The organism is Oryzibacter oryziterrae (genome assembly GCF_021864535.1).
Classification (GTDB): Bacteria; Pseudomonadota; Alphaproteobacteria; order Rhizobiales; family Pleomorphomonadaceae; genus Pleomorphomonas; species Pleomorphomonas oryziterrae.
Genome location: NZ_JAKJIC010000002.1, coordinates 171,533 through 195,629 on the forward strand (window position 1 = coordinate 171,533; position 24,097 = coordinate 195,629).

25 protein-coding genes and 1 tRNA gene are annotated in these 24,097 nt (G+C 61.0%); 14 read left to right on the top strand and 12 right to left on the bottom strand.

Annotated elements, in window-relative coordinates; translation table 11 throughout:
* Window positions 1–138: 138 nt before the first annotated feature.
* The 3 genes from L2I41_RS03215 to L2I41_RS03225 are packed head-to-tail and all read left to right on the top strand — an operon-like array spanning window position 139 to window position 3,502.
* Window positions 139–1,485, top strand: coding sequence for an NAD(P)/FAD-dependent oxidoreductase (locus tag L2I41_RS03215; protein WP_237152067.1), 1,347 nt, complete (start codon window positions 139–141; stop codon window positions 1,483–1,485).
* Window positions 1,482–2,264, top strand: coding sequence for a DUF1365 domain-containing protein (locus L2I41_RS03220; RefSeq protein WP_237152068.1), 783 nt, complete (start codon window positions 1,482–1,484; stop codon window positions 2,262–2,264). Before L2I41_RS03215 ends, L2I41_RS03220 begins: the two co-directional genes overlap by 4 nt.
* Entirely contained in the window at window positions 2,261–3,502 is a 1,242-nt protein-coding gene (locus tag L2I41_RS03225; protein WP_237152069.1) for an SAM-dependent methyltransferase, read from the top strand. Before L2I41_RS03220 ends, L2I41_RS03225 begins: the two co-directional genes overlap by 4 nt.
* Window positions 3,503–3,619: 117 nt before the next feature.
* Here the strand turns inward: L2I41_RS03225 and L2I41_RS03230 are convergent, their stop codons facing one another.
* Window positions 3,620–3,994 (bottom strand): DUF4189 domain-containing protein, encoded by a 375-nt coding sequence (locus tag L2I41_RS03230; protein WP_237152070.1) that lies wholly within the window; start codon window positions 3,992–3,994, stop codon window positions 3,620–3,622.
* Between the two features lie 572 nt (window positions 3,995–4,566).
* On the opposite strand from L2I41_RS03230, the gene L2I41_RS03235 reads away from it, so the two are divergent.
* A complete protein-coding gene (locus L2I41_RS03235) occupies window positions 4,567–5,883 on the top strand; it encodes a tyrosine-type recombinase/integrase (RefSeq protein ID WP_237152071.1) in 1,317 nt (438 codons plus the stop codon).
* On the opposite strand, the gene L2I41_RS03240 is transcribed toward L2I41_RS03235, so the two are convergent.
* Window positions 5,825–6,106, bottom strand: coding sequence for a helix-turn-helix domain-containing protein (locus L2I41_RS03240; protein ID WP_237152072.1), 282 nt, complete (start codon window positions 6,104–6,106; stop codon window positions 5,825–5,827). The two genes, L2I41_RS03235 and L2I41_RS03240, sit on opposite strands and share 59 nt — an antisense overlap.
* Before the next feature lie 98 nt (window positions 6,107–6,204).
* Here L2I41_RS03240 and L2I41_RS03245 point away from each other — a divergent pair, with 98 nt between their 5' ends.
* The 4 genes from L2I41_RS03245 (at window position 6,205) to L2I41_RS03260 (ending at window position 10,022) form a co-directional block, all read left to right on the top strand.
* Window positions 6,205–6,471: a HigA family addiction module antitoxin gene (locus L2I41_RS03245; RefSeq protein WP_237152335.1), complete on the top strand. Its 267-nt coding sequence runs from the start codon at window positions 6,205–6,207 to the stop codon at window positions 6,469–6,471.
* Complete coding sequence (locus L2I41_RS03250) at window positions 6,455–7,150, top strand: hypothetical protein (protein ID WP_237152073.1); 696 nt, start codon at window positions 6,455–6,457, stop codon at window positions 7,148–7,150. Before L2I41_RS03245 ends, L2I41_RS03250 begins: the two co-directional genes overlap by 17 nt.
* A 77-nt stretch (window positions 7,151–7,227) precedes the next feature.
* Window positions 7,228–7,425 carry a helix-turn-helix transcriptional regulator gene (locus L2I41_RS03255; protein WP_237152074.1) on the top strand — a complete coding sequence of 66 codons (198 nt, stop codon included), beginning with the start codon at window positions 7,228–7,230 and terminating at the stop codon, window positions 7,423–7,425.
* Between the two features lie 11 nt (window positions 7,426–7,436).
* Window positions 7,437–10,022 carry a hypothetical protein gene (locus tag L2I41_RS03260; protein WP_237152075.1) on the top strand — a complete coding sequence of 862 codons (2,586 nt, stop codon included), beginning with the start codon at window positions 7,437–7,439 and terminating at the stop codon, window positions 10,020–10,022.
* Between the two features lie 272 nt (window positions 10,023–10,294).
* Here L2I41_RS03260 and L2I41_RS03265 read toward each other — a convergent pair whose 3' ends face one another.
* Complete coding sequence (locus L2I41_RS03265) at window positions 10,295–10,540, bottom strand: nucleotidyltransferase domain-containing protein (protein ID WP_237152076.1); 246 nt, start codon at window positions 10,538–10,540, stop codon at window positions 10,295–10,297.
* Window positions 10,541–10,848: 308 nt separating this feature from the next.
* On the opposite strand from L2I41_RS03265, the gene L2I41_RS03270 reads away from it, so the two are divergent.
* A complete protein-coding gene (locus L2I41_RS03270) occupies window positions 10,849–11,451 on the top strand; it encodes a recombinase family protein (RefSeq protein ID WP_237152077.1) in 603 nt (200 codons plus the stop codon).
* Here the strand turns inward: L2I41_RS03270 and L2I41_RS03275 are convergent.
* Window positions 11,440–12,468 (bottom strand): NYN domain-containing protein, encoded by a 1,029-nt coding sequence (locus L2I41_RS03275; protein ID WP_237152078.1) that lies wholly within the window; start codon window positions 12,466–12,468, stop codon window positions 11,440–11,442. The two genes, L2I41_RS03270 and L2I41_RS03275, sit on opposite strands and share 12 nt — an antisense overlap.
* Window positions 12,469–12,634: 166 nt before the next feature.
* On the opposite strand from L2I41_RS03275, the gene L2I41_RS03280 reads away from it, so the two are divergent.
* Window positions 12,635–13,123: a hypothetical protein gene (locus tag L2I41_RS03280; RefSeq protein ID WP_237152079.1), complete on the top strand. Its 489-nt coding sequence runs from the start codon at window positions 12,635–12,637 to the stop codon at window positions 13,121–13,123.
* Complete coding sequence (locus L2I41_RS03285; protein ID WP_237152080.1) at window positions 13,101–13,484, top strand: hypothetical protein; 384 nt, start codon at window positions 13,101–13,103, stop codon at window positions 13,482–13,484. The genes L2I41_RS03280 and L2I41_RS03285 overlap by 23 nt, the downstream gene beginning before the upstream one ends.
* Here L2I41_RS03285 and L2I41_RS03290 read toward each other — a convergent pair.
* Window positions 13,415–13,684, bottom strand: coding sequence for a helix-turn-helix domain-containing protein (locus L2I41_RS03290; RefSeq protein ID WP_237152081.1), 270 nt, complete (start codon window positions 13,682–13,684; stop codon window positions 13,415–13,417). The genes L2I41_RS03285 and L2I41_RS03290 overlap by 70 nt on opposite strands.
* A gap of 206 nt (window positions 13,685–13,890) precedes the next feature.
* Here L2I41_RS03290 and L2I41_RS03295 point away from each other — a divergent pair, with 206 nt between their 5' ends.
* Window positions 13,891–14,172, top strand: coding sequence for a hypothetical protein (locus tag L2I41_RS03295; protein ID WP_237152082.1), 282 nt, complete (start codon window positions 13,891–13,893; stop codon window positions 14,170–14,172).
* Window positions 14,169–14,558 carry a hypothetical protein gene (locus L2I41_RS03300; RefSeq protein WP_237152083.1) on the top strand — a complete coding sequence of 130 codons (390 nt, stop codon included), beginning with the start codon at window positions 14,169–14,171 and terminating at the stop codon, window positions 14,556–14,558. The genes L2I41_RS03295 and L2I41_RS03300 overlap by 4 nt, the downstream gene beginning before the upstream one ends.
* A 10-nt stretch (window positions 14,559–14,568) precedes the next feature.
* Here the strand turns inward: L2I41_RS03300 and L2I41_RS03305 are convergent, their stop codons facing one another.
* The 7 genes from L2I41_RS03305 to L2I41_RS03335 all read right to left on the bottom strand — a co-directional run bounded on the left by L2I41_RS03305 (window position 14,569) and on the right by L2I41_RS03335 (window position 23,641).
* Window positions 14,569–16,137 carry an ATP-binding protein gene (locus L2I41_RS03305; RefSeq protein WP_237152084.1) on the bottom strand — a complete coding sequence of 523 codons (1,569 nt, stop codon included), beginning with the start codon at window positions 16,135–16,137 and terminating at the stop codon, window positions 14,569–14,571.
* Between the two features lie 3 nt (window positions 16,138–16,140).
* Entirely contained in the window at window positions 16,141–18,585 is a 2,445-nt protein-coding gene (locus L2I41_RS03310; protein WP_237152085.1) for a site-specific DNA-methyltransferase, read from the bottom strand.
* Window positions 18,582–18,989 (bottom strand): hypothetical protein, encoded by a 408-nt coding sequence (locus L2I41_RS03315; RefSeq protein WP_237152086.1) that lies wholly within the window; start codon window positions 18,987–18,989, stop codon window positions 18,582–18,584. Before L2I41_RS03315 ends, L2I41_RS03310 begins: the two co-directional genes overlap by 4 nt.
* Before the next feature lie 8 nt (window positions 18,990–18,997).
* Window positions 18,998–19,681: a hypothetical protein gene (locus L2I41_RS03320; RefSeq protein WP_237152087.1), complete on the bottom strand. Its 684-nt coding sequence runs from the start codon at window positions 19,679–19,681 to the stop codon at window positions 18,998–19,000.
* A gap of 3 nt (window positions 19,682–19,684) precedes the next feature.
* A complete protein-coding gene (locus L2I41_RS03325; RefSeq protein ID WP_237152088.1) occupies window positions 19,685–22,699 on the bottom strand; it encodes a BPTD_3080 family restriction endonuclease in 3,015 nt (1,004 codons plus the stop codon).
* A gap of 225 nt (window positions 22,700–22,924) precedes the next feature.
* Window positions 22,925–23,323 carry a hypothetical protein gene (locus tag L2I41_RS03330; RefSeq protein WP_237152089.1) on the bottom strand — a complete coding sequence of 133 codons (399 nt, stop codon included), beginning with the start codon at window positions 23,321–23,323 and terminating at the stop codon, window positions 22,925–22,927.
* Window positions 23,324–23,566: 243 nt separating this feature from the next.
* A tRNA-Thr gene (locus L2I41_RS03335) sits at window positions 23,567–23,641 on the bottom strand.
* 226 nt (window positions 23,642–23,867) lie between these two features.
* Here L2I41_RS03335 and L2I41_RS03340 point away from each other — a divergent pair.
* Entirely contained in the window at window positions 23,868–24,056 is a 189-nt protein-coding gene (locus L2I41_RS03340; protein WP_237152090.1) for a hypothetical protein, read from the top strand.
* Window positions 24,057–24,097 lie beyond the last annotated feature (41 nt).

A 24,097-nucleotide genomic window follows, 5' to 3' on the forward strand; every position in this document is an offset into this window, starting at 1 on the left:
CTTCATACGCGCCGGATCACGGGGTGGATCACCGAAATCCGGCTAGACGACAACTTTCCTGCGCGCACAGTGATCCCAAAATGTGTGCCCGGCGTAGAAGCGATGTTACATCAATTGCGAAGGCAAGCGGGAGAGGCCATGCACAATGCGACGAAGACCTGTAGCGACCGGTTGCAGATCGCTGTCCTCGGCTCGGGAATCAGCGGTTTGTCGGCTGCCTGGCTGCTCTCCACCCGGCATGACGTCACCGTCTTCGAGACCGATCGCCGCGTCGGTGGCCACAGCAACACCCTGCTGGCGCCGACCTCCGGCGCCTCCATCCCCGTGGACACCGGCTTCATCGTCTATAGCGAAGCCACCTATCCCAACCTCACGGCCCTTTTCCACCACCTCGATGTGACCACCGAGGCGACCGACATGTCCTTCGCCGTGTCCATCGATGGCGGGCGGCTCGAATATGCCGGCTCCGATCTGGCCGGCCTGATCGCCCAGCCCGGCAACCTGCTGCGGCCGCGCTTCTACGCCATGCTCTCGGGCATCCTGAGGTTCTATGCCCAGGCCCCGCGCGATCTTGGCAAGCTCGGCGACATGACGCTGTCCGACTATCTCGACGCCAACCGCTATGGGCAAGCCTTCCGGCAGGACCACCTCTATCCCATGGCGGCGGCCATCTGGTCGACCCCGGCAGCCGACGTCGGGGCCTATCCGGCCGAGGCCTTCATCCGCTTCTGCGACAACCACGGCCTGCTGAAGATCGCCAACCGGCCCGTCTGGCGGACGGTGACCGGCGGCAGCCGCTCCTATGTGGCGCGGCTCACAGACCCCCTGGCCGGTCGCATCATGCTGGGGCGGAAGCCGCGTGTGGTGGCGCGCTCGGACGAGGGCGTCGTCATCGAGGACGGCAGCCGACTGCGCAGCTTCGACCGGGTGCTGCTGGCCTGCCACGCCGATCAGGCGCTGGCCGTGCTGGAGCAGCCGACGGAAGAGGAGCGGCGTGTGCTGGGCGCCTTCCGCTACAACAGCAACGAGACCATCCTGCATGGCGACGAGCGGTTGATGCCGCGCCGCCGGGCGGCCTGGGCGGCCTGGAACTATCTGGCCACCTCCGATCACTCGGCGGGACCGTCGGTGACCTACTGGATGAACCGGCTGCAGCATCTCGATCCCTCGGTACCGCTGTTCGTGACGCTCAATGCCATGACGCCGCCGCGCGAAGAGCGCGTCTATGCGCGCATGACCTACGAGCATCCGCAGTTCGATCAGGCCGCCATTGCCGCCCAGCGGCAGCTCTGGACCTTGCAGGGCAAGGCCAACACCTGGTTCGCCGGGGCCTATTTCGGCGCTGGCTTCCATGAGGATGGCCTGCAGGCGGGCCTGGCCGCCGCCGAAGCCATGGGGGGCGTGCGGCGCCCCTGGTCGGTAGCGGCCGAATCCGGTCGCATCCATCTCGTTCCGGCGCTGACCGCCGACGCGAGGGCGGCATGAGCCTGGCCCCCGCCCTCTATGTCGGGCCGGTGATGCACCGGCGCCTGCGGCCGCGGCCGCACCGGCTGAGATACAGCATCTTCATGATTCATGCCGACGTGGACCGTCTGGAGGATCTTGATGGCGCGAGCCGCCTCCTGTCGGTCAACCGCGCCAATCTCGTCTCCGTCCGCGAAGCCGATCACGGGCCAGAGGGCGCAGGCTCGCTGGCAGCGCGCATGCGGGCGTTGGCGCAGGCGCGGTCGCTCGCCTGGGATGGCACGTCACTGACAATCCTGGCCATGCCGCGCGTCCTCGGCTTCGGCTTCAATCCGCTGAGCGTCTATTTCTGCCGCAATGCCGACGCTGGTCTGGCGGCGGTCATCTACGAAGTGCGCAACACCTTCGGCGGCCTGCACCATTATGCGCTGGACGTGGCCCCAGGTGCCACCGGCACCCTGTGCCAGACGACAGCCAAGGACTTTTACGTCTCGCCCTTCCTGCCGATGGATCTCAACTATCGCTTTCACATCCGGCCGCCGGAGGCGCGCTTCTCGCTGGCCATCGAGGATCGCGATCAGGACGGCCTCCTGCTGGCCGCGTCCCTGTCGCTGACACGTCAGGCGCTGACCACCGCCGGCCTTGCCCGGCTCCTGTTGCGCATGCCCCTGATGACGCTGAAGGTCGTCGCCGGCATCCACTGGGAGGCCCTGAAACTGTGGCTGAAGCGCGTGCCGTTTCACTCCCGCCCCGGCGGCGGCCCCAAGGGCTTCAATTCCAAGGAAAGGCATTCCGCATGACGTTGCTGTCGATCTCCACGCTCGTGCCCTCCATCGTTGGCCTGGCGGTGCCGAGCCGGCTGCGTGTCGCCTTCGTCAGGCGGATGATGGCCCATGTCAGCCGTGGACGTCTGACCGTATTGCTGCCCGACGGCACCCGGCTGGTGGCGGCCGGTCGCCAGGCAGGGCGTGACGCGGAACTGCACATTCTGAACTGGCGGGCGATCAATCGCCTCCTGACCTCCGGCGACATCGGCTTTGCCGAATCCTATGTGGATGGCGACTGGGAGACCACCGATCTGGTGGCCCTGCTCAGCCTGCTCGCCGACAATCTCGATGGGCTGAACAGCCTGGCCGAAGCCTCGCTGCCGATGCGCCTGTTCCAGCGCCTGACCATGCTGCTGCGGCGCAACTCGCGCACCGGCAGCCGACGCAACATCATGGCCCATTACGACCTCGGCAACGACTTCTTCGCCTCCTGGCTCGACGAGAGGCTGATCTACTCCTCCGCGCTCTACGAGGCCGGCGATGACCTGGCCACCGCCCAGCAGCGCAAGCTCGAGCGCATCGCTGACATGCTCGCCCTCGACGGTCGCCAGAGCGTGCTGGAGATTGGCTGCGGCTGGGGCGGGCTTGCCGCCCATCTTGCCGGCAGCGGTGCGGCCCGCGTCGACGGCATCACCCTGTCGCCGGCCCAGCTCGCCTTCGCCCGGCAGGCCGTGGCCGCGCAGGGGGTGAGCGAAGCGGTCAGGCTGGATCTTTGCGATTATCGCGATGTTGCGGCGAGCTACGACCGCGTCGTCTCCATCGAGATGTTCGAGGCAGTGGGGCAGGCCTACTGGCCGGTTTATTTCGACAAGGTCCGCCAGTCGCTCAATCCGGACGGCCGGGCGGTGCTGCAGGTGATCAGCATTGCCGACGACCGCTTCGAGCACTACCGCACCCATCCCGACATGATTCAGACGCTTGTGTTCCCCGGCGGCATGCTGCCGAGCAAGTCGGCTTTCGCCGAAGGGGCTTCCCGCGCCGGTCTTGCGATCCGCGAACGCCTGGACTTCGGCCTGTCCTATGCCGAGACGCTCGCGGCCTGGCGCCGCAACTTCGACGCCGCCGCCCCTCGCGTCGCCACGCTGGGCTATTCCCCCGCCTTCCGACGCCTGTGGTCCTATTATCTCGCCTATTGCGAAGCCGGCTTCCGCACCGGCCAGATCGACGTCAGCCTCTATGTGCTGGAGCGGGCGGAGGTGGCAGAGGGCTGAACCCGCGCATGCCCTGTCATCCGCCGGGGCACGGGGCCACGTCTGGGCCGCCGGCCGCGGAGGGGGCCGCGGCAATGGTATGAAAGGGCGCCGGAGCGATCCGGCGCCCTGTTTGCGTCAGTTGCAATCGGACGCCAGAACCTTGCAATCGTCCTTGCCGCAGCCGACCATGGACTGCTTTTCGGCCTCTTCCTGGGTCGGGGCGTTGCCCCAGCCAATCGAGCTTCCGTTCGACGCAAGGGCGCCGCACTGCTCGTAGGTGGTGGCGAGCGTGCAGTTCTTGCCACCTTCTTCGGCGCAGAACTTCACGGCGTTGTCGGAAGCTTCCTTCTCGGTGTCGCCCCCGCCCACCCCATAATAGGGGGTGTTGGTGGTGGCGTCCGACGTGTCGACGGCAAACGCGCCCCACTTGGTGTCGCCGGCAAGGACAGAGCCGGTGGAAACGGCAATTGCGAAGGCGGTGACGACGCTCAACTTGGCAAAGTTCTTCATGAGATTATGGGTTCCTGTCTCGCTGACTGGCTGCCACACGACGCGGCACAGCGCAAGCATTATCAGCTGCCACCTAAGAAACCCTGAAAGGCGCAGGCTGCAAGCAATTGACTTGACTTGCAATTTCGGTGCAGCCCGTCGCGGGACGCTGTCGAGACGTTGGGAAGGCTTAACGAGCGCGGTCATATGAGGAGGCGAGGGCGTTACGCGAGCGGGCAGGGTGCGGCCGGCGGCTGACCGCGCCTGAGGGCAACTCGGCCCTGGCGAACGCATTGAAAGGCAAGAGCACAAATCAGCGTGCCAGGCGCACGCGAGTCCCGTTCGGACAACAGGAAAAATCGCCGAATGACAACTCTATGTTTTTCAGGGAATTGATGGTGCTGTGAGAGAGGATTGAACTCTCGACCTCTCCCTTACCAATAGAGCAACCCCTTATCTCGGGTGGGCTCTGGTAGTCTCTATAAGTTGCCTTTTCATTTTACGAACAATGGCTTGCCGTCTATAATCGTCTCCGACGGGATCGCCCCGTATCGCTGAAACTCGCTCCATTTTTAACCCCGCGTTACCCCGACATGGCCAAACAGCCGCTGGACAAAGCCAAGGACCCGCCCATCCGCTTCACGGATGCCGCGATCAAGAAACTCAGCCCCGATCCGGAGCGCCGCCGCGAAATCCGCGACGCCCAAACCGATGGCCTCGTACTGCGCATCACGCCGCAGGGGCAAAAGAGCTGGTCCGTCCTCTTCCGTGTCGCAGGCGCGGGCGAGGCCGGATTGCGCGGGCCGCTGCGCCGAGTGACGATCGGAGCCTATCCGCTCGTCAGCTTGGCGGACGCCCGCGACAAGGCGATGGCCGTGCTCGACGCGGCGGACAGGGGCGAAGACCCGGACTCGTCGCGCGACATCGCCGTGAAGGCGCAAAAGGTGAAGCAGGAAGCCGAGAAGGCGAAGACCGAACGACTGATCCGCTCGGTCATCGACCGCTTCATCAATGTCTACGCCAAGGTCAACACGGTGAAGTGGAAGGACACCCAGTTCCTTCTCGAAACCTATGTGGTGCCGCATTGGGGCGATCGACCCATCGACGGCGTCACCCGTGCCGACGCCCACAATCTGCTCGACCAGTTTGTCGCCGAAGACCGCGCCTCCATCGCTCGCGAAGTCCGCAAGCACCTGACGCGCGTCTTCAACTGGGCCGTCGATCGCGACATCATCCGCGCCAACCCGCTCGCCGGGATGGAACGCCCGGAAATCGCCTACAAGCCCCGTGAACGCACGCTGACCATGGCGGAGCTTTCGGCGATCTGGCAGGCCGCGCCGCTAATGGGCTATCCGTTCGGGCCGATCTTCCGCCTGCTGATCCTGACCGGCCAGCGCAAGACCGAAATCGCTGAGGCGCGCTGGTCATGGGTGCGGGCCGATATCGCCGCGCTGGAAATCCCGAGCGACTTCTACAAGACCAAGCGCCCGCAGGTGGTGCCCTTCACGGCGGCCATGCAGACCATCATCGACGCGCTGCCGCATTTCACCATCGACGACTATCTGTTCACGACCAGCGCCGGCCACAAGCCGGTCAGCGGCTTCAGCAAGGCCAAGCAGCGCATGGACAAGCTCTCGGGCGTCACGGATTGGACCATCCATGACATCCGCCGCACCGTCGCCACCGAAATGGCCCGGCTCGGCATCGCCCAGGAGCACATTGAACGGGTTCTCGGCCACGTCATTCCGGGCGTCGCGGGAACCTACAACCGTTACAGCTATCTGGACGAGAAGCGCGCCGCGCTGGAGAAGTGGGGCGCGTTGTGGGACCTGAACGCCGAAGGCGGGGTGATCAAGCCGCCGCGTCGATCTCCAACCGGACGGAAAGCCCGGCCTGCCGCGCAAGGTTGATGAGGGCGTCGAGGCTGAAATTGGCGATCCGCCCGCGCAGCAGATCGTTGAGGCGCGGTTGTGTCACCCCGAGCCGCCGCGCCGCTTCGGCCTGCGTCAGGTTCCAGCCCTCCACAGTGTTGCGAAGGGCGATGAGCAGATCGGAGCGCATCGTCATGTTGGCCGCCTCACTCGGCGCATCTTCGATCGCGTCCCACACGTTGGCGAAGGTCTGGCGTTCCATGGCGATACCTCCGTCTGTAACGGTGTCGGGTCTGATTGGATGTTTATATCGGTTTTGGTATAGTCCGGCAAATTGGTCGGTTTTTGAGTTCAGGCATCATGGTGCGCGTAACAACCCATCCCGGCGAAGTTCTCCGCGAGGAGTTCATGAAGCCGCTCGGCATCAGCGACCGGGCGCTTGCCGCCGCGCTCGGCGTGAGCCGCTATCGTGTCGCGGCAGTGCGACGGGAACGGCGTGGGGTCGATGCCGATACGGCGATCCGTCTCGGGCGCTATTTTGGAACGAGCGCCGAATTCTGGATCAACATGCAGGCGGCGCAAGATCTTTCACGCGCGGAAGGGAACCACCGTGGAATTGACGCCTGAACAGTTCAGCTACGTCCGTGACGTCTATGTCCGGGCGCGCCATTTGGAGGAAGAACAGGTTGGCCGTTCACGGCTGGCGACGATTTCGAAAACCGAATTGAGCGCTGAGGCTCCGACGCAAGAGCTAGAGGATCGCGAAAGACGCCAGAAGGCCAAGGAGTCATTGAAACGCATTGCGCGCCTGTGGGAAGGTGTCCCCGATGAAATCAAGGCTTTCGTCGCCCATGAAGCGCTGATGTCCATTGGCACAAAATTCAACTTCGATCCTTTCGAGCGCATCGATCCGCAGGAAGAAGACAGCGAAATACTGTCGTCATTCCCGTTGAACGTCTTCATCGACGCGACACTTGAAACCCTCGCTGGACGAACGGGCAATTTTTCTGGTCGGGATATTGCCGAGCGGGCTGCGGTACAGGCATTGCTCGAAATTTGGGAGCAATCGCATGGGACCGTCCCCTTCAAGCCCGCACCCGATGTGATGACAGAAAGTCCAAAGCATAAAAGTCAGACACGATTGTTTTGCGAGTTCTGCGCTCCCATCCTGCTCGGTCTGAACCCCGAGAAATATCCCCTGAAACGAGACACGCCGTCACAGCACGACAAGCGGACAGCCACAGCGACCGAAAAGGTCGCCCGTCACTTGCGAGAGATTCGTGAAATATCCAGAAAATCCCGATAATTCGCGTTCTACCTAAAGCCACAGGTCTTAACTAGCGTCGCCCCGTTCCTTTCGATTTCTCTTGGAGCGAGGCAGTAATGAACGCGCCGCACAAACTCCTGACCATCCGCGAAGTCGTCGCGGCGACCCGGCTCAGCAAGCCGACCATCTACAAAATGGTCCGCGCGGGCAAGTTCCCCCGTCAAGTCCGCCTCGCGGAACAGCGCGTTGCTTGGCTCGCCGCTGAAATCGACGGCTGGATCGCCGAACAGGCTGCCACCCGTTGCCGCGCGTGACGGGGGCGATCATGTCCGATATGCTGCTTCCCGATTTTGACCAGACCATCGCGTTTCTCGATGCCTATTCCGGCGACGACCCGATCGTATTGACGGCGATCGTGCCGGATCGCGGTGGCATCGGTTTGCGAACCTTCCGCCCCCGCTCGCAGCCCGACGAAATTCGGTCATGGCTTGAAGGGCTCAGCGGTAAAGCGAACCTCTATTTCACAGTCAATCCCTGCCTTGTGGCCCTGAGCGGCAAGGGCAAGAAGGCCAAGAAGACCGATATTCGGGCGCTGAAGGCGCTGCATGTCGATATTGATCCCCGCGTCGGCGAAGAGTTTGCCGAGGAACGGGCGCGCGCCGTGCGCGTGCTTCAGAACTTCGATCCGCCAGCTTCAATCGTCATCGACAGTGGCAACGGCTTTCAAGGCTTCTGGTTGCTCGACGAAGAACAGCCCGTCGATGGACTGGAAGAGCGCGCGGTTGAGTTGGAGCGGTATAGCCAGCACATCGCCCTGAAGCTCACGGCAGACCATTGCCACAACATCGACCGCATCATGCGCCTTCCGGGCACGATCAACCTGCCGGACGCGAAGAAACGCGAGAAGGGCCGTGTGCCGGTGCTGGCGTCGCTGTTCAGCGTTGACTGGGACCGCCGTTATCCGTTGTCCCGGTTCGTTGCCGCCCCGCTTCGCCGATCTGTGGCGACTACGCCCGCCGTCACCGTGACAACGCCGCGCATACTGGTCGGGCCGGTTGACTTGGACGGGTTGCCCAATACCGTCTCGGATCAGACGAAGGTGGTCATTCTTCACGGCCATGATCCCGACGCGCCGAACCGTTTGCCGTCACGCTCGGAATGGCTTTTCGGCGTCTGCTGCGAGCTGGTTCGGACTCGTGTTGACGACGACGTCATCGCGGCGATCATCATGGACCCTCGGTTCCTGATCAGCGCGTCGGTTCTGGAGAAGAAGGGCAAGGCGGCGGATTATGCGGCGCGCCAGATCCGGCGTGCGCACGAGGAGGCAAACGGCGGCCACCGTAGCAATCGCCCCACCGTCATGTTGACCGAAAGCGAACTGCCCCGCGTGCTCGACGAGGTAGAGGCCGGACTGTTGGCGATGGACGCTCGGCTCTACCAGATGGCGGGCCGACTGGTGCACGTCGAACGCCGTGACGGGCACACCGCGACCCGAGACGGCGCTGCGCCGGGGGCGCTGATCATCAAGGACATCACCGATCATCGCTTGCGCGAATACATGATCGAGAACATCGACTTCCGCCGCCCGAAGGACGACGACGGCGATGCGAGCGTTTCGGTGCCGACGCTCGCCCACGCCAAGCATCTGCAAGCCCGTTCGGACAAATGGACCTTCCATCCGCTTCGCGCTGTCGTCGAAGCGCTGACCTTGTGTCCGGATGGCTCCGTCATCCAGACCGAAGGCTATGATCAGACGTCCGGCTTCTATCTCGACTTCGGCGGCACTGCCTTCCCGCCGGTGCCCGACAACCCGACGCGAGACGATGCGCTCGCGGCATTGGCGTTGCTGAAAGAGCCGATCACGGGTTTTCCCTTCGTCGTCGAGCCCGAGATTGGACCGGGCGCGAGTTCGTCGCGCTCGGTGGCGCTGTCGGCGATGCTGACGGCGCTTTGCCGCCGGGCGCTGCGCAGCGCGCCGCTGCACGCCTTCACCGCGCCGACCATGGCGACCGGCAAGTCGCTGCTTGCCGATGTCGTCAGCATCATCGCCACCGGGCGCTCGGCCACGGTCGTCTCTCAGGGCAAGAACGAAGAGGAAGACGAAAAGCGCCTTCTCGCCCTCCTGATGCCGGGTGAGCCGATTTTCGTACTCGACAATGTCGAGCGACCGATTTCCGGCGATGCCTTCGCGTCGATCCTGACGCAGGAGCATTGGCAGTCGCGCATGTTGGGCCAGAGCAGACAGGTGCAGGTTGCGACCAACGTGCTGATCATCGCCACCGGCAACAACCTCGCCTTCAAGGGCGACATGTCGACCCGCGCCATCGTCTCGCGGATCGATGCCGGCGTCGAAGCTCCCGAGACGCGGACATTCACCGGAGACCTCCGTAAAGACGTTCGCGCCCGGCGTCCCGCCCTCGCCGTCGCCGGCCTGACCATCCTTCGCGCCTTCCACGTCGCCGGGCGTCCCGGCTTGTCCGAGCTGAAGCCCTTCGGTCGGTTCGAGCCGTGGTCCGAACTGGTGCGCGGCGCGCTGGTCTGGCTCGACGAGGCCGATCCGTGCCTCTCCCGCACCTTCGTCGCCCAGCGCGATCTGGCCCGCGATGAGCACGGCGACCTTCTGGAAGCATGGCGCGAGACGATCGGCGCCGGAACCGTGGTGCGGGCGGCGGAAGTCATCGAACGCACGATGCGAAGCGGCGGTTTGAAAGCCTTGGGCGAGGCCGTCGCCAGCATCTGCCCGATGGGTCCGAACGCGAAGCGGCTCGGCCATTATCTGAAGGCGATCAACGGGCGCTGGCTGAATGGCCTCTGCATCGAACAGTTACCCGACCCCAAGCAGGGCGCGCGCTACCGGCTGAAGGATCAGACCCAGAGCGAAGCCCCGAGGCAGACCGAATTGAAGCTGTGACGGGGTTCTCGGGGTTTCCGGGATTCGTTTCGGCCTGCCGCCGCCGTACTCGCCGCGCCGTCCGTCGTCGTCGGCGCGCGCCGCTGTCTCGCGTAGCCCATAGAGAACCCCTTGAACCCCTCGAAGCCCCCGACATTCCCCGAGCCTGTGGAACCGGAAATGCAAATGTGCCCGCGCCGTCCGGCGAGGGGTGAACACCGGCTGTGTTTTCCGGAAGTTGGGGGTGGGGGTGTCCTTGTGGGCTGGCGCATGGCGCGCGTCGCCCCTCGGCATCACATCGGCACGCCATCCCGGCGGATGGAGGCCAGCAGGGCGGGGTTGGGATAGCCGTCCGGCCTCTGCCATTCGCTCTCCCAGATGGGCCAAGGCTGGATCAAAACGCCGTTCTCCAACAAGATGTCATAGGCGATGTCGGCCATCGCCAGCTTGGTCTTGACGAGCGGCCCGGCATCGCCGGACAGGAAGACAGCAAGGTCGGCGTCGCTGTCGGCTCGGTGGTCACGGCGCGCGGCTTCCAAACAGAACCGCGCGGCGGATGGGGAAACTCTGCCGGGCGACGGCGAGGAAGGCTTCAACGGCTTCTCGGGTGGCGGTGTCGGGGCTGGTATCGCTCATGTCTGGTCGCCTGTGCTCATGGCAGGTTCTACCCCGGTGACGACCACCCGGAAAACCCCCTCGAAAATGCCGACGCTGCACCCCAAAAAATCTGGCGCTTTTTCCAACCCGTTGAATCCACCCGGAAAACGAACGTTTCTCGGGTGGATTTCGGTAGACGAGAACAAAAAGTGAACTTATTATCCCCGCCATCAGGAAGGGAGAGTTCATCATGCGCCGCGCCGCCATCTTCAGCCGGGTCAGCACCGACCGTCAGATCACCGACAATCAGCTTCAGCGCCTCCGTGAGGTCGCCGCCAAGGCCGGATGGGAGGTGGTGCAGGTTTACGAGGAAACCGTCTCGGGCGCGGCGGGCAAGGCCAAGCGCGACGCCTATAGCCGGATGCTGGCCGACGCCACCCGGCGGCAATTCGACGTGGTGCTGGCGTGGGACGTATCGCGGCTGGGCCGCTCCTTGCGGGAGCTGCTGGAATGCTTCGAAACGCTGAAGGCGACGGGCGTCGACCTCTATCTTGACCAACAGGGCGTCGACACGACCACGCCCGCCGGGCGCGCCCTCTTCGGCATGGCGGGCGTCTTCGCCGAATTCGAGCGGTCGATGCTGATCGAACGGACCAAGGCGGGGCTTGACCGGGCGAAGGCCCAAGGCAAGCGGCTGGGCCGTCCGTCAACCAGCCCCGAGGTGATCACCCGCATCAGGGACTTGCGGCAGTCCGGCATGGGCATGGATCGGATCGCGCGGGAATTGGGGATCGGGAAGAGTGTGGTGTTCAACCGTCTTGCGGAAGGGAAAGAAGCAAGATCAGTCCAGTGATGGCCTAAACAATTTAGGCCACCTGCGATCTGCATCTTGACCAGCCATCTGTATCCAGCGAAACGACGATTCACCAGAGTAGTACAACTCGGTCTCACCTTCTCTTAAAACATAAGGGAGGTTTCCCTCAATGTCTCCATCCGCCAAAAGCTTGCGGAAACCATCGATACTGTCAGATAGCGAAGAATGTGAATATCTGGTGCGACCATCTTCATCGTCTACCATTTTCCAGTAAATGTTTTTGTTCTTTAGAATGAAGTCAAGATCTTTGTCGCAAATCTCACTACTATTTGTGATATCTAATATTCTAAGGCTCCGGCTATCGACAGATGAAGCTGATAAGAGTTCATCGAGTCTATCCTTTACGCATGGCGATGTCAGAACAATGCAACCGTCATGCCGAATTCTGCATATAGACGGATAAAAATCGGAAAGGTCGATTTGAGACCATGTAACAGAGCGCATATCTCTATCCGGTCGGCCTGTAGAAACATGAATTACCCTCTGACCCTGATCTTTCAGATAGGAGAGAAGCGGAATAAAATCGCGATCGCTGGAAATTAGCCCTAAATACTCATGTTCGCGCATTGTGGCATGTTTAATCATCTCGACTGAGAGAAGCACGTCAACGCCGCTCTCGGAGAAAGTTTTGAATTTGTTGCTGCACTGAGGGCATGTAGTGGATGATTGCTTCGGAACACGCGGCGCGAAATTGAAGAACAGCCCAGAAATTGCCCCATACTGATCTAAAACACGATCAACAAATTCTTTTTCTTTCGGATTTGAATTTGAAACAGATCCAAAAACGTAGCAGCCAGCCAACTCGCCGATTGTATCATCGAAATGTCCGAGCCGCGTTGAGCTAACGAGCAATTCTGATAAGGCGTCCCATCGAACATCTATATCGAAATTCTTGCATAGCTTCCTCGCGTTAATCATTACATTCCAAAAATCAACGAATAATTTGATCCGCCTCCGACCTGATTGAACTACCCGTATCGTGTCTTTTAGTGACATGGCCGCTTCCTTCAGAAGATGCCAGCCGCCCTCCATTGCAGTGATCACAAGGCAGAGTCATGAGCGATCTGGCTCACTTGAAAGACTACAATGATTTTCGGTTGCGTTATAGATAAACAACAAATGCCGCGCGCGCGAGCATCGTATAAAGCGTAGAATCAGGGGCATGAAGACGCCCTGGCACTCCTACACCCGACTGACGGCGGAACGGCGTGATGCCTTCCTCGCCCATCTGGCCGCGTGTGGCAACGTGACGGCGGCGGCAGACGCGATCGGCGTGACGCGGGTCGCCGTCTACAAGCTCAAGGACCGGGACGTGGACTTTGACGAGGCGTGGGAAGCCGCCCTTGACCGCTATGCCGCCGCCCTTGAAGCCGAGCTGCATATGCGCGTCTTCGATGGGCTTCAGCGCCCGGTGTTCCAGCGAGGTGAGCTTGTTGGGCACGAAACGGTCAAGTCCGACCGGCTGCTTGAAATCGCCCTTCGTGCCCATGCGCCCGAACGCTATTCGGAGCGGGTTGCCGCCAAGCTCGAACATTCCGGTACCGCCGGGGTGCTCGTGGTGTCCGGCACGCTGGAACCGTCCGACTGGCTGGCGAAGTTTTCGCCCTCAGCCCCCGGAGGCCACGACGATGACCGGAAAGACCGCGCTTGAGCGCCTGATGGCGTTGCCCAAGCGATACCAATCCGCCGCGCTGGCGGCCATCGCGCGGGCGCGCATCGCCTGCAAGGACCGGTGGCCTGACCTGCCGACCCTGTCGCGCACGTCGAAGGAATTCGAAGTCGAGATGGACAAGCTGGCCGCCATGTTCGGCCATCTGCGCGTGCCCATGGGCAGCACCAACAAGTTCTATTTCGACGCGCTGCGGCATGGCGAGCCGATGAACATCTATCGCTATGATCCCCGGCTCCGGCAGTTCTACAACTTCTTCCGCGCCTTCGTGGCTCAGGACGAAGAGCCGCTGCGCCGGGATTCACCGCCTTGGGCGGCACCTTCGCCGCGCGCCAAGAGCTGAGCGGGCGGAACGCCCAAGGCATCAGCAAGCCGGGCCAGCACCTTGACGGTGGGGTTGCGCACGCCCCTCTCGACGCCCGAGACATAGGTGCGGTCAATCCCGGCTTTGTCGCCCAATTCCTCTTGCGACAGGCCGATGGCCTCGCGCGCCCGGCGCACGTTTTCCCCGACGATCTTGGTGATGCTCGCTTCACTGCTCATTCCCTGAACGAGCCGTGATGTGGACTAATCGTCCACGGACTATGAGTCTCTTTTTGGTTTACGAACCTGCATGTTGACTATAGTCTACAAGTCCAATCTGGAGAGGATTGGACCTCGTGACGCTCGTTGCAAGCGCCGACGAAGACCAGCACCGCCCGATCCACCATTCTTGAGATCGCGCCGGGCACCGGCGACTTCGGGCCATCATGGAAACCGCAAAGCACATCCTCGGCTGGATCGCCATCATCCTCGGTGCTGCGCCGATCGTTCTGGGCATCGGCTGGTCGGTCTGGGAATTCAACATCGCGCCGATGCTGATCCCGCGTGCGGAAATCGCCCGGATCGCCGACCAGGTCATGCGTGACCACCCCGACGACCCGCAAGAATGGGCCTTCATGGAAGAGCACGCCGCTTGGTTCCGCAGCCATACCGCAGAACAAGGGAGATGGCGGCGGGTCCGGTGCGAGTTGCGGAGGCGTCTCGGATGATCGCTTTCCGGCTGGCAGCGATGGCGCAGGGCTGGCGAGCGCGGTTCGCCTGTAGGTCGGGCTGTCCCGCCCTGCCGTTCGCCGCCCTGCTGACCGCGCTGTTGACGACGGGCATAGCGCGGGCCGAAAGTCCCCGCGTCGCCTTTACCGGTCCGCCCGGCCACCAAACGCTCCTGATCGATGGTGAACCCGCCCGCTACGATCCCGAGGCCGATCGACTGATTGCCCGCCTACACCTCTCCGATGGGCTTCGGCAGGTCGCCCGTGACGTGGTGGCCGTCGATATGGCGAAGGGGATCAGCGCGCGGGCAGCGGTAGAGGGGTGGGCAATGCGCCGGCAACATTGCAAATGTCATGTCGGCCAATTACGCCAGTATTTCCAATAGGGCCACGCAGCTAAACGGCTTGTGACTCTTTTCGGTACAGAAGCTCGTCGAGGCGACAGGCTGCACGAAAAACTGCACTTTTGAGGTTTTTATGAGCGGATGTTTGCGACGTGGCGCGTTCGTAGCATTTTAATAGAATATTCGGGAAATTTTCGAGGTTCTTCTGTTCATCAGGCAAGCCTTGAACGGCAAGAGCGAACTTATGCGCCTCGGAATCATCCGTAGGCTCATCTATAATCCCGCTGCCGAATTCCTTGATTAATTGCTTGGGTTTGCCATTATTGACATTATATGCGCTGCGCTTCCCGCTGAGCCGAGCAATTGCACCGTCCCGATGTGACGGATGGCTGGCAACCTCTTTCTGCAAGTGCTCTATGGCCGCGTCGATGGGGATGTTCGCATGATGTAAATAGTACCAGATCGGCTGCCATTCGCGGTTTGAGTTCGCAGAGTTTGCAAGGTACTGAAGAGGCTGTTCGACTTTCTCGCTAGTCAAAAAATTTCGAAGAACTGCGTCGGGGGTTATATTGGCACGAACTATCTTGCTATCGACAGCCTTCCCGTCTGCAGTCACATCTCCAATAAGTCGCAACGCAGGCGCACCCACCTTTTCGTCGAATTCGCCTTCACGAATGAACTTGATTTGATCAAGCAATGCAGGGTCAATGACGATTGATCGTTTCCCATCGTTCAGAATACCTTTGTCGAGATCTGCGATCAGTGCGCGCTCTGGGCCAAGCGCGAGCAGCCGTTCAACCAAAGGGAGAATATCTCGTCGAGTTGATGCATCGCGCGCGTCCAGCATGGCCCGAAGATCGCTGTACTTGATCCGCTCGCTACGGCCCGGATACCGGAAGAAGATATCTCCCTCCTTGATCGTCTTTCCATCCCCGCTTCGCGCAATGACCGGTCGCCCTGGATGTTGCTCAACGTACATCACGCCGATGGTCTCGGAACCTATTGAAATAGTCGTTGTTCGCACCGTTGGGGTTGGATCGAGATACGATTTCGTGAGCTTGGAGAAATCGGACGGATCAGCCTTCGCGAACTCACCGCTCTGCAATCCGATGACCGAATAGCTTTTGTCGTCTTCACCAACTGCGGGCTCGTGTTTGTCATGCACACCGAAAAATATATATCCGCCGCGATTGTTGGCGAGTGCAGCAATGGCGCGCATCCACTCGTGCCAATGTTTAAAACCAAAGTTCCCCTTGCATTCATGCTCATCCGTTTCACCACAGCCCAGACGCCAAGTGCCACCTTCATCTTGGGTGAAATGTGCGGCTATTACTTCCGGGTGAAGTGGTCCCTTTAGCTCTTCAGTCTTTGGCGTTGAAACGGCCCCCCCTCCGGCGGTTCCACCCTCGGCAGCAGCAGCGATAAACGCATCCAGATCAGGATCCGATGCGGCGGCGACCTCGCCACCATATTTTCTTTGCTTGATTTGGGTAATCCGCCCTGAGCTGATCAGACGATCAGGGCGATTAAAATAGAAGTGAACCTTGTCGTTGGCCATCCCGCGCGCAAGCATCGCCTTTATCAGGCCGATTTCCGTATCGGTGATGCTGCGCTTGGCCATGGTCTACACCTCGAACACCTTCTGCACTTCGTCGCCGAAATGGTTGATCACCTTCACGCAGATGCGGCCCGACTTCGGGCGCGGGAAGGGGCGGGAGATGGTGGCGTTCATCTCGTCCCATGCGGTTTCGTCGATTTCGGCCTTCAGGGCGCGCTTCAGGCTGTCGTAGGGGTCTTGGCCGACGAAATAGGCTTGGCGGACGAAGAAGCTCTCCTCGTCATAGTCGTCGTCGATGAACCAGGCGGCGACGTCGTTCTTCAGTTCGCTGCCGCCGGAGGAACGGACTTCGCCCGTCGTTGGATCGAAGATGTCCATGCCCCTGATCTCGACGCGGATTAGGTCGCCGTCGGCCTTCACCACGCGCAAGTCCGGTTCGCCGAAGATGACGAAGAGGTTGCCCGCGCCGGTCGCCTTGAGCTTGTCGCCCATGCGCAGGTCCTGGTTCATGCGCGCCTTCAAGACGGTCAGCGAGCCGAAGTTCAGCCGCGTCTCGTCCACCTCTGGGGCGAAGGCGAAGCCGCAGACGATCAGCGTGTCGTAGAGGTCCGCCGCTTCGCGCGCGGCCTTCTTCACGAGGTCGTAGCCGACCGTGTCATATTCCGGGCCGATGCAGATCGCGGCGCGCTTCAATTCGCCGTTCTCGGCGTAGCGCCCTTCGAATGGCACCAGACCGGAGCGGGAGACGCGCGGCTTCAGCCATTCGAACTTGATGGCCTCGCCCTTCTTTGTGTTTTGCACGCCCGACGCCATCAGGTTGTCGTAGACGACCTGCGCGAAGTCGCTGGACGGCTCGGCGGACGTCGCCTCCTTCAGCGCTTCGGTGTGGGCGTCGTCGTCGCCTTCCAACAGTTCGGCGAGGAACGGGTCTTCGCCCAAGGGCAGCACGCGGTGCGGGCTGAGGCTTTCGACGGTGAAGGGGCCGGAGACGCGGACGATGCCCTTGGCCTTGATCGGCTGATCGTAGAGATATTCGACGTCGGCATTGCGGGCGATGCTGTCGTCGATCTCCTTCTGCCGGGCGCGGCGCAGATCCCACCATGCGGCATGTTCGAGATTGGCGCGGACCGACCAGCCCTTGCCCGCCTCGCGCGGCACCTGCCACTCTTCCCATTTCGTGCCGAGTTCGGCATTGAGCCTGCCGAGGCACGGGGCCATCTGGGCTTCGTAGCGTTCCCAGATCACGTCGATTTCCGCATTGTTGGCGATCGACTTCAGCGTGACGTGCGGTGCGCGCTTGTAAACGAAGCCGTGACGGATGTCGCCGATGAACGGCCCTTCCGCCGGAGGTTTACCCGACAGCTTGCCTTCTTCCAACGCGCCGTCCTTGCTGTCGGCGAGATGGAAATAGTCGAACTTCGCCCCCATCAGCCGGGCACGTGCCAGCGTCAGCGCCACACGGGACGTGTCGATGGTGATCCAGCGACGACCCCAGTTTTCGGCAACATGGGCCGTCGTGCCGGATCCGCAGGTCGGATCCAGAACCAAATCGCCGGGATCGGTGGTCATGAGGATGCAACGTTCAATGGTTTTTATTGAAGTTTGAACAACATAGGTCTTGTCTTCAGATCTGCTTGAAAATTTAACATCAAGCCAAATATTGTTAATGGGGACCACTGGGAAATCGTCAACAAATCTCACATAGCTCAGACTAGTTCCTCTTGGTTCCAGCCGAGCCGCAGCGCCAAGGCGCCTCATCCCGCTTTCGTTGGTCTTCCAACGGTTTTGCATGCTGGGAGTAAATGTGCGCCCTTCAACGGACACAGCAAACCATGACGCTGCGCCTTCGCCTTTCTCTCGTCCCATGCCTTGGCTGGTAAGATTGTCTTGACGATAGAGCTTTGTCCCCTCTGGGAGTGGACTGCCAGCATCTGTCGCCTTCAAAGTTCGCTTTCCGAGGTCGGGCAACAGCAATCTGTTGTATTCTGAAAATCCAGCCTGATCTCCGCCTTTGTCCTTCCAAATGGGTCGATACTTTGCCGCTTCTTTTCTTTTCGAATACCAAAGTACGTAATCGGATACATTTGGCATGTAGTCTTGCGTTTGACTGCTGGTTTTTGCAATTGTAATTTGAGCAAGAGAGTTTGTTGCTCCAAATACCTCATCAAGAAGTGATCGGACGATGTGAATGTTTTCGTCACCAATCTGTACAAAAATGCTTCCGCTTTCGCTCAAGAGATCGCGCGCAACGATCAACCTATCTCGCAAGTAGCTCAAATATGAGTGTATTCCATCCTTCCACGTATCCCGGAACGCCCGCACGACTTCGGGCTCACGAGAGACGCTGTCCTCCTTGCCGTCCTTGACGTCACGGCTCTTGGTCGAGGGCTGCCAGTTGGAATTGAACTTGATGCCATAGGGCGGGTCAAAATAGATGCACTGCACCTTGCCGCGCAGCGCCTCGCGCTCGGCCAGACTGCCCATGACGAGCAGACTGTCGCCGAGGATCATCCGGTTCTGCCAGCGTCCTTCGTCTGGTAGTAGCTTGCCGCAGCGTCTTCAATCCAGCCCTCCGGTAGGCCATTGAAGTCGTGAAAGAAATCAAACTGTGACGCGTCGCCCGACCTGCGTTCGCGGGATTGGCGGCGCAAGTTCTCGATCAACACCTGAGGATGGATCTTCTCCTGAATGTAGATCGGCGGCGCGGCCACCTCCAACGGTGCGCTATCTTCGGCATCCTTGCCGCGCCAGACCAGCTGAGGGTCCAGATCGGGATTGCGCGGATAGCGCAACACCTTCAGCGCCTTGTCGTCGTCCGGCACCAAAGCCTGATTCTCGGCGGTCGGGATGTTGATCCGCTTCGCCGCCTCATGGCGGTAGTTGTCGACGTCGGTAGGGGTGGGAGGCTTGGCCATGGAATATCTCACTCTCGACCGCTGTCACGGTCGCTTGTCGCAGAAATCAAAACCGCTCGTTTGGCGTTGTACTCGCGGGCAACGGTCTCCAGACTGTTTTTGTCTGCCGCCGCAAATCGATAGTCTCCGTGCCAACAACTCAAGAACTGGCCCATGAAATTGGCGAGTGAACGGTTCTCGACTTCCAAGACGGTTCTATGGTTTCCACATCCGGCCAACGTTCCGGCGCGCATCACCCTGACACCCGGTTCCGCGTAGACCCAGACAAACGATTCTGGTGTGATTTGCAGCATATTCTGAATTTGGCCCCGAAGATGATTATCCAACGTGAAAGTTGGGTACATGAAGTTGGTCATAAGCTCGCGAACATTCTGCAATATCTTCGCCTGAACCAGAACACCCTTGGAAACGGAGAAGTCCGGAGAGTTGACGGACAAGACAATCATCAAGTCTGCGCCATACTGCTTTTCCTCCGATGAAGAACCTCTCCACGGGAGCTTTCTTGTCACAACATTCCATCGATAGCCGGAATCGATGACGCCATCGATCGCGTTCTCTATTCTGTCGGCAAGGCGGGACGTGAAGTCGTCCTCATCATGAATGCTCGTTCCGATCCGCTGACAAAGCTGCGTCTCTTCAAGCGCGATCTTGTGTACGATTGCCCGGATAATACTGTCGAAACGCGCGAGCATGGTTCACTCCGCCGCCATCTTGGGAAACACCGCATCCCGGATGATCGCCGCCGCGTCGTAGGGCGCGCTCTTCAGCTCCAGGAAGGCCCAGCGCCCATGCCGCCCCGCATTGTTGACGGCGGGCACCCAGACATTGCGCATGGTCTCGGCCTTGGCGGCGTCCTGCTCGTCGCGCTGGCCCTTGACCTCGATCACCAGATTGAGCGGTCCGGCCCCGCCGTCGTCGATCCGCACGACGTAATCGGGCCTATACCGACGGGTCTCGCCGCCGAACTCGTAGGGCACCTCGAAGCCGAGATTGTGGTTCTTGGCATAGGCGACGACCTCGCCCATGCCTTCCAGCCGCTCGGCCAACCCCACCTCCCAATCCTGATCGTAGACCACATAGTTGAGGTGGCACTTGTCGGCTTTGGTCGCGAACAGCGTCGTCTTGGAGGTGTTGAAATCGACGTGCCGCGTCGTGCCTTCCGGATTATAGGCATTGAGGATCGGCAGCAGCGCGCCACTTGACCCGTCCGGCGGGCCGGACAGCGACGGCGCCAAGGCGCGATAGATTTTCTCGGCCGCGCGGACGGCCAGCGAGCGCCATTTCAGGAATTGCGGTCGCGTGTCCCCGGCGCAGGTCAGGCACTCGGTGAACCACCGCTCGGTGATCCGCGTGAGTTCGGGATAGCGCCAGACCTGAAGCGCGCCGTCTTCGTCCTTGAAATAGGTGCGCAGCAGGAGACCGGCGACGTCGAACACCACCGTCTTCAACCGAAGCTGGTCGGCATGGGTGCGCAGGTCCAGCGTGAAGCCTTCGCCGATCAGCGGCTCGACTTCGGTCACGACAGGCAAGTCGTCCGAGGTGATCGTCATCTTGCTGTCGTTGGTGAAAACCGGCTTCAGCAGTTTGCGCGGGAAGACGATGCGGTAGCCCTCGACATTGGGGAAGCGGATTTCACGTGCCGCCCGGTCCTCCAAGGCGCGGATGCGCGTCACCTTCGGCGGCGGCTTCGGCGCGACGTTCTTGCCCTGCTGGGCGAAGGTGAAGGGCACGCCGAGGACGTCGGCATATTCGACGGGGAAGAAGCCGGTGGCCGGATCGATCTCGTAGGACACGCGTCGGAGGCCGCGCCCTACCACTTGCTCGCAGAGCAACTGCGTGCCGAAGGCGCGCACGCCCATGATGTGGGTGACGGTGTTGGCGTCCCACCCCTCGGTCAGCATGGAAACGGACACCACGCAGCGGATGTCCGCGCCGAGCTTGCCCGGACGCCCGACCGTGTTCATCACCTCGCGCAGGATGTCGGCATCGGTCAGTTTGTCGATGTCGCGCGGGTCGTTGCGGATGCGCAGTTCTTTCTTGAAGGCGGCCAACTCGCCAGCCGCGAGCTTGCGGAAGTCCTCCGACAGCGCCTCGCCGGAATCGAGCTGTTCGCTGTCGATCAGCAGCGTCCGCCGCCGTCCCAGCCATTCGCCACGGCCGTCGACATTAGAGAAGAGCGGCAGCTTGCCGGGCACCAGCCGGGTCTGTGCCTTCGCGCCTTCGCCTTCCGTTACCTCGTAGCCGGAAATCCAGTCGGCGATCAGCTTCGATGTCGCGGTGTTGTTGCACACGACGATGAAGACCGGCGGGCGACCGAGTTCGGGTTCGGCTTCCCATGCGGCATAGGTCGCCTTGTAGTGATCATAGAGGGCTTCGGTCGCCTGAAGCAGCAGGGCGGGCAAGCGCTGCGGGTCCATCAGCGCCTTCGATTGCTTGCCGCGCCCCTTCTTCGGCAGGTCCTTGGCGACGTGCCGGTACACATCGCGGAACTTCGGCAACTCGCCCTGAATGGAGTCGTCGAGCACCGGCAGGCGCGGCACCTTGACGATGCCGCTCTCGATAGCGTCGAGCAGGCCGAAATCGGACGTCACCCATGGGAACAGGGTGCCTTCCGGATAGCCGGAGCCCTTGAGGAAGAAGGGGGTTGCCGAGACGTCGTAGACGGCCTGCACGCTGAGCCTGCGCTGGAATGCTTCGATACCGCTGATCCAGACCCGCGCGGCTTCCTCGTTGCGCTTTGCCTCTTCCTTGTCCTCGGCTGTCAGGGCTTCGCCGTTGCCCTCTTCGTCGCCGACCTTGTGGCGGTAACAGTGATGTGCCTCGTCGTTCAGGACGATGATGTTCTTGCGGCCCATCAGGTCGGTTCCGCCGACGCGCGCGACCATCTCGCCTTCCGTCTCGGTGAAGGACTTCTCGCCGTCCCGTCCGCCGAGGATCTGGCGGTTGAGTTTCGAGACCTGCTCTTTCTCTCTGAGCATAAAGGCGTGGTAGTTGGTGATGACGATCCGCGCCTTGCGGATGCCGTCGATCAGATCAGTCGGGACGAGGTTCAGCGCCTCGTAGATGTTCTCGGGGTCGGACGGGATCAGGACACGCAGCCGGTCACGGATGGTGATTCCGGGCGCGACGATCAGGAAGGCGTCGGAAAACGTCTTGGAATTCGGTCGCCGCGCCTTGTTGACCGCGTGCCACGCGATGATCATCCCCATGACCGTCGTCTTGCCCGAGCCGGTCGCCATCTTGGCGGCGAGACGATAGAGGCCGGGGTTGGCCTCGGCGTTGGCGTCCTGAAGCTGTTTGCGGAAACGGTTCGGCGCGACCTCGGTCAGATAGATCAGCGTCTCGACGGCCTCGCGCTGACAAAAGAACAGCCGCCGGGCACGGGTCGGCTCGCGCCAATGGAGGAGTAGCCGCTGCGTCTCTGGCGTCACGCCCCACTGGCTCGGAGGCAGAGCGCGCCATTGTTCGACGTGCTTGCGGATTTCGTTGATCAGGGCATTGGACGTGACCTTGGCCCCGTTCTCGTCGAACAGTGCAAGTTCCGCCTGTTTTGGACCGCGACGACGGGCTGCCGGGACCGGAACAACCTGAATACTCTCGCGTCGCCCGGCGAGCTTCTTGCCAGTCGGCTGGCCGTCGTCGTCGAGTTCATAATGATGCGTGGGAGGATCGAACGGCGACGTGATGATCGGGTTGTCCGTAAACCCCATATTCGCCTCCCTCTAAGCTGCTGAGCTGATTCAAGTTGAGTCGGAATTCTAGCGAAAGCTAGCACGGACCGCGCACGCCCTTACAGACGGTTATTGACCGTCGTCCACAATTATAGAGCGAAACCAAAGTGGTTGAACGATTTTCTGCCCCAAGAGAAAACGCCCCGCACGAGGCAGGGCGTTTTACCTGTATTGCGTATATTGCGGCACAAGCGTCTTACGCCACTACTCCGCCGTCGAAGCAGGAGCCGGTTCGCACTCATCTGGCTCAATCTTATTTTCAAGATTAAATATGCTGTAGGCGAAACAGAAGCGACGCCAGTAGTCGATACTGGCGTCTGTATTATTTTCAGTCGAGGAGGCGATCCTCGCCCCATCAGCAGCAATTTCCCTCAGCGCTTTGAACACATGCGGCAGCAGATTGATATCGACTTCGGCTTCCCGAGCCATCAATGCCAGCCGAACACCACTGGCAGCCATATTGAAAGCGTTTTCGTCAACAGCATCGCCGACGAAGCTCGAAGCAGTTAAATTGGAAATCTGGGACAGAAGATAGATCACCTCCTCAGGTGACCAGTCATAAGCCGCGCCGTGCTTATCCTGAAATTCGAACATGCATTCCATTGCCTTCACTCCTTTTGTCTAACGGCGGCTTCGATTGCCGTTGGAGGAGCATGGCAAGGAGGAACGTCCCATGAAATGACGAGAATTCCCCGGAAAACGAGGGTAATTTCTGTCATCGTAAAGGGGCTGGATTTGTGCTTTCGCGCGCGCCGGTACGGCGAACGCCATTCGGGATGCCAAAAGGCTGCGCACCCCGGAAGGGCTGCTTTTAACCCCGGACAACTGCTCGAATATGGCGGAAAATGGTGCTGTGAGAGAGGATTGAACTCTCGACCTCTCCCTTACCAAGGGAGTGCTCTACCACTGAGCTACCACAGCAGGCCGGTCCGGATCGCGTTGCGGCGATGTCGTTCGGAACGGGCGCACGTCTGCCATAGTTCTCCGTGGCATGCAAGCCCAAGATCGGAAATTCTCGTGAGTTTTCTTTGCCGGGTTGGGGGCGGCGAGGGGCGGGTGTGGAGAAAACGGGCGGATTTCCAGCTTTTCGCTTGTCTTCACCGAAAAAGCGCAGCATGGAAGGGGCCGTATTTTTCGGGGAAGGGTCATGCCGGATACCGAGCGGGACGATAAGGCGCGGAAAGAGCGCGAAAAGCGCCTTGCCGAGGCGCTGCGTGAGAATCTGCGCAAGCGCAAGAGCCAGGCGCGCGGGCGCCGGGCCGGCGAGGCTGATTCGCGCGTCGGTTTGCCGGCGAGTCCCGTCATCGACAAACAAACGCCGGAAACCGCTGATTAAGCCTGTGGCGACAGGTGCGGGTCGCAGCGGGGCTGCGAGGC

What these genes read in the sequence shown, in the direction of transcription:
- L2I41_RS03215 (WP_237152067.1), top strand. Translation starts at nt 139, where the DNA reads ATGCACAATGCGACGAAGACCTGTAGCGACCGGTTGCAGATCGCTGTC.
- L2I41_RS03245 (WP_237152335.1), top strand. Translation starts at nt 6,205, where the DNA reads ATGGTGCGCGTAACAACCCATCCCGGCGAAGTTCTCCGCGAGGAGTTC.
- L2I41_RS03235 (WP_237152071.1), top strand. Translation starts at nt 4,567, where the DNA reads ATGGCCAAACAGCCGCTGGACAAAGCCAAGGACCCGCCCATCCGCTTC.
- L2I41_RS03260 (WP_237152075.1), top strand. Translation starts at nt 7,437, where the DNA reads ATGTCCGATATGCTGCTTCCCGATTTTGACCAGACCATCGCGTTTCTC.
- L2I41_RS03255 (WP_237152074.1), top strand. Translation starts at nt 7,228, where the DNA reads ATGAACGCGCCGCACAAACTCCTGACCATCCGCGAAGTCGTCGCGGCG.
- L2I41_RS03290 (WP_237152081.1), bottom strand. Translation starts at nt 13,684, where the DNA reads ATGAGCAGTGAAGCGAGCATCACCAAGATCGTCGGGGAAAACGTGCGC.
- L2I41_RS03240 (WP_237152072.1), bottom strand. Translation starts at nt 6,106, where the DNA reads ATGGAACGCCAGACCTTCGCCAACGTGTGGGACGCGATCGAAGATGCG.
- L2I41_RS03280 (WP_237152079.1), top strand. Translation starts at nt 12,635, where the DNA reads ATGAAGACGCCCTGGCACTCCTACACCCGACTGACGGCGGAACGGCGT.
- L2I41_RS03320 (WP_237152087.1), bottom strand. Translation starts at nt 19,681, where the DNA reads ATGCTCGCGCGTTTCGACAGTATTATCCGGGCAATCGTACACAAGATC.
- L2I41_RS03340 (WP_237152090.1), top strand. Translation starts at nt 23,868, where the DNA reads ATGCCGGATACCGAGCGGGACGATAAGGCGCGGAAAGAGCGCGAAAAG.
- L2I41_RS03305 (WP_237152084.1), bottom strand. Translation starts at nt 16,137, where the DNA reads ATGGCCAAGCGCAGCATCACCGATACGGAAATCGGCCTGATAAAGGCG.
- L2I41_RS03310 (WP_237152085.1), bottom strand. Translation starts at nt 18,585, where the DNA reads ATGATCCTCGGCGACAGTCTGCTCGTCATGGGCAGTCTGGCCGAGCGC.
- L2I41_RS03220 (WP_237152068.1), top strand. Translation starts at nt 1,482, where the DNA reads ATGAGCCTGGCCCCCGCCCTCTATGTCGGGCCGGTGATGCACCGGCGC.
- L2I41_RS03230 (WP_237152070.1), bottom strand. Translation starts at nt 3,994, where the DNA reads ATGAAGAACTTTGCCAAGTTGAGCGTCGTCACCGCCTTCGCAATTGCC.
- L2I41_RS03285 (WP_237152080.1), top strand. Translation starts at nt 13,101, where the DNA reads ATGACCGGAAAGACCGCGCTTGAGCGCCTGATGGCGTTGCCCAAGCGA.
- L2I41_RS03300 (WP_237152083.1), top strand. Translation starts at nt 14,169, where the DNA reads ATGATCGCTTTCCGGCTGGCAGCGATGGCGCAGGGCTGGCGAGCGCGG.
- L2I41_RS03330 (WP_237152089.1), bottom strand. Translation starts at nt 23,323, where the DNA reads ATGGAATGCATGTTCGAATTTCAGGATAAGCACGGCGCGGCTTATGAC.
- L2I41_RS03325 (WP_237152088.1), bottom strand. Translation starts at nt 22,699, where the DNA reads ATGGGGTTTACGGACAACCCGATCATCACGTCGCCGTTCGATCCTCCC.
- L2I41_RS03225 (WP_237152069.1), top strand. Translation starts at nt 2,261, where the DNA reads ATGACGTTGCTGTCGATCTCCACGCTCGTGCCCTCCATCGTTGGCCTG.
- L2I41_RS03315 (WP_237152086.1), bottom strand. Translation starts at nt 18,989, where the DNA reads ATGGCCAAGCCTCCCACCCCTACCGACGTCGACAACTACCGCCATGAG.
- L2I41_RS03275 (WP_237152078.1), bottom strand. Translation starts at nt 12,468, where the DNA reads ATGTCACTAAAAGACACGATACGGGTAGTTCAATCAGGTCGGAGGCGG.
- L2I41_RS03295 (WP_237152082.1), top strand. Translation starts at nt 13,891, where the DNA reads ATGGAAACCGCAAAGCACATCCTCGGCTGGATCGCCATCATCCTCGGT.
- L2I41_RS03270 (WP_237152077.1), top strand. Translation starts at nt 10,849, where the DNA reads ATGCGCCGCGCCGCCATCTTCAGCCGGGTCAGCACCGACCGTCAGATC.